The 3,274-nt window shown below is 51.7% G+C and carries 2 protein-coding genes; both read left to right on the top strand.

What is annotated here, in order from left to right:
• The first annotated feature begins 581 nt into the window (after positions 1 to 581).
• Positions 582 to 1,667, top strand: coding sequence for an iron-containing alcohol dehydrogenase family protein (locus TX77_RS10290; protein ID WP_044505001.1), 1,086 nt, complete (start codon positions 582 to 584; stop codon positions 1,665 to 1,667).
• Between the two features lie 35 nt (positions 1,668 to 1,702).
• A partial coding sequence (locus TX77_RS10285; RefSeq protein ID WP_044505027.1) for a U32 family peptidase occupies positions 1,703 to 3,274 on the top strand: 1,572 nt, incomplete at its 3' end.

The raw sequence follows: 3,274 nt of genomic DNA, 5'->3' as shown, positions 1-3,274 counted from the left end.
CTCTGTGTCTATGCGGGTTTCTTGTTAGCTTGAGTCTATTCAGGAATCAAGAAAATCTTGTGAGAACGCGTTTGAAATATACGAACAATATACAGACAATACACAAGACAGTCGTTTATATCTTCGATGTAGTCCTAAATATAACTTGCTGGGGCTTTTTTACGCCTTGGTTGAATCGCATTGTTGCAGGTGTTGATGGAATTGTTGTAACAATGTTATAATAATGTTATTGCGAAAATTTTGGATTAGGGAGTATGGATAAATGGGCAATAAGACGGATTATATACGCTTTCGAGTAGATGGAGACATCAAAAGAAAATTAATGGAGATCCTAGAATTGAAAGGGGATACCATGAGCGGTTTTTTGACACGTACAATCGTTGAATTCATCCAGAAAGAAACCAAGCAGGAACGTAAATAGTGAAACATGTATTATGAAGGGAATACTGTGATTCCAAGGAGGGTCTCGGTACATTAGTGCGGGACCTTTTTTGCGTAGAGAAAACTGGCCTCTGAGCCTCAAAAATGATAAAATGTATAGGAAAATAAACGATGTTACTTATCATAAAGGGGGATTTTTTATGTTTACCTATTATATGCCGACGCAGGTGTTTTTCGGGAAAAACTGTATTGCCGAGTCAGGTCAGGTGTTAGCCGGTTTGGGGAAACGGGCCTTATTGGTCACAGGCCGTCATTCCGCCAAGGTCAACGGCTCTCAAGATGCTATTACCGGAAAACTTGATGAATTAGGCATTGCCTGGTATCTCTTTGACGATGTTGAAAACAATCCCTCTATCGATACGATCCGCAGAGCCGCATCTCTTGCCAAGGAGAAGGGTGTTGACTTCGTCGTCGGTATCGGCGGCGGTTCGCCCATGGATGCCGCTAAGGCCATTGCCCTGCTCTGCACGGATGATCTCGACGATGAACGGCTTTTCAAAGAACCTTACAAAAAGCCCTTGCCCATCGTGGCTGTGCCGACGACGGCCGGAACGGGGAGTGAAGTGACCAAAGTCAGTGTCCTTACCAATGTTCATGCCGGGACCAAGCAGTCCATCAATACGCCTTTTATTTTTCCGGTCTATGCCTTTGCCGACCCGACTTATACGGAAAGCGTGTCCCAGACCGTTACCATCGACACGGCCATCGATGCCTTGAGTCATGCCGTGGAAGGCTATATGTCCACCATGTCGACGCCCATGAGCGACGTCTGGGCCGAAGAAGCCATGCGCTTTATCGGCCTCCATCTGACCGACTTGAAGGGGGATATTCCCTATGCCGTCCGGGAAGATTTGCTCTATGGGTCCATGCTGGCCGGCCTTACCATTGCCCAGACGGGAACGACCATGGTTCACAGCATGGGCTATATGCTGACCTATTATCGCGGCATCACTCACGGCCGGGCCAACGGCCTGCTTTTGCCGGCTTACATGAAACTCATGGAAGAATCTATGGCCGATAAGGCGGAACGCGTCTGGGCCATCCTCGGCCTTTCCGGGAGCGAAGACTTTGCAGCCCTTATGACGGATCTTATGGGCGATACGGTGGGACTCACCGATGATGAAATTAAAAAGTTCGTCACCATGACCCTGCCGACCAGCGGTATTCAGCGAACGCCTTATGACGTAACGGCCGCAGATTTGACGACAATCTACAAAGGGCTGTAATCGGAGGCCGCCTGATTCAATATAGGAGGAATAGTATGGCAGAATTATTAGCGCCGGCAGGCTCTTTAGATAACGTACTTACGGCCATTGATGCCGGTGCCGATGCCGTTTATTTTGGCGGCAAGAGCTTCAATGCCCGCCGCTTTGCACATAATCTAGACGATGAAGAAATCGTCCGAGCCGTAAGAACGGCCCATTTATTTGGCGTAAAAGTATACGTCACGGTCAATATTCTCATGGCCGATACGGAACTCGATGACCTGACAATCTATTTGAAGTCCCTTGATAAGGCCGGTGTCGACGGGATCATCGTCCAGGACATGGCGGTGGCACTCTTAGCTCGCCGCGTCGTGCCCGACCTGCCCCTTCACGGCAGTACGCAGATGACCGTTGCCGATTCTGACGGTGTCCGTTTCTTGGAAGAAAACGGCTTCACCCAGGCCGTCTTATCTCGTGAATTATCTCTTGCCGATATACAGTCGGTCTGTGCTTCGTCGCCTCTTGCCATTGAGGTATTCATCCACGGGGCATCCTGCATGGCCTATTCCGGCCAGTGCCTGATGAGCAGCTTCCTCGGCGGCCGCAGCGGAAACCGCGGGGCTTGTGCCCAGCCTTGCCGTCAGCCTTATACTTTAGTTCGCGACGGTAAAGCGGTCATGAAACAAGAAGCCTATGTGCTCAGCCTCAAGGATTTAAAAGGCCTTGATTATATCGACGACCTCCTCGATGCCGGCGTCACGTCCTTTAAAATCGAAGGCCGCATGAAGGGAGACACCTATGTCAGGACCGTCGTCACGGCGTACCGCAAGGTCATCGACGCCCATAACAGCAGCCCGAAAGCCCGTAAAGAGGCTCATGATGAAGCGGCAGCCTTATTGACCTCGGCCTTTAACCGCAGCTACCAAGACGATTTTCTAAGAGGGATGGTCCAGCGCCGAACCCTGACTGAGAAGAATCCCTCGGGCCGGCAGACGGCATCTGATGCCGCCGTTGGCCTTACGCGAAAGATTCCGATTTACGCCCATGTCGATGTCGACGGTGATGGGCGATTAGAGCTTACCCTGTGGGATGAAAAGGCCCATACGGTAGTGGTTGCGGCGGACTTTCTGCCTCAGCCGGCTTCGAAGCGTCCGGCAACGATCGATTACTTGAAAAAACAGTTGGGCCGCCTTGGCGAGACGCCTTTTGCCCTGGCTGAAGTGACGGCCTGGGATGAAACCAAGATGATTCCGGCCAGCGTCTTAAATGACCTTCGCCGTCAGGCTGCAGATGCGCTGACGGAAGTTATTTTGGCTGATTATCACCGGCCGGCGGCAGGTACGGTGATGCCGATATCGGAAACGGTCGTTGAGGTAAAAAAAGGCGAGGTCATGGAACTCGTCGTCCGCTGCGATACCGTCGACGGTGTTGCGGCAGCGGCCGAAAAGGGAGCAGACGTCATTATCTTCGGCGGCGAATCGTACCACCATCGTCCTTTCCTCCAGAAGGATTGGCAGGCAGCCGTCAAGGCAGCTCATGATTCCGGTGCGGCCTTATGGGCCGGAACGCCGCGCATCGTTCGTGAAGCCCATAGAGCGGCCGTACAAGGCGAACTCGAACGGGCTGCT

The sequence above is a fragment of the Megasphaera massiliensis genome (assembly GCF_000455225.1).
Taxonomy (GTDB): domain Bacteria; phylum Bacillota; class Negativicutes; order Veillonellales; family Megasphaeraceae; genus Megasphaera; species Megasphaera massiliensis.
Note: the sequence above shows the minus strand (reverse complement) of the source record. Positions and strands in the feature narration are given on the sequence as shown.

Bases quoted from the DNA above. Each gene is read 5' to 3' on its own strand.
- TX77_RS10290 (WP_044505001.1), top strand. From the start codon at position 582: ATGTTTACCTATTATATGCCGACGCAGGTGTTTTTCGGGAAAAACTGT.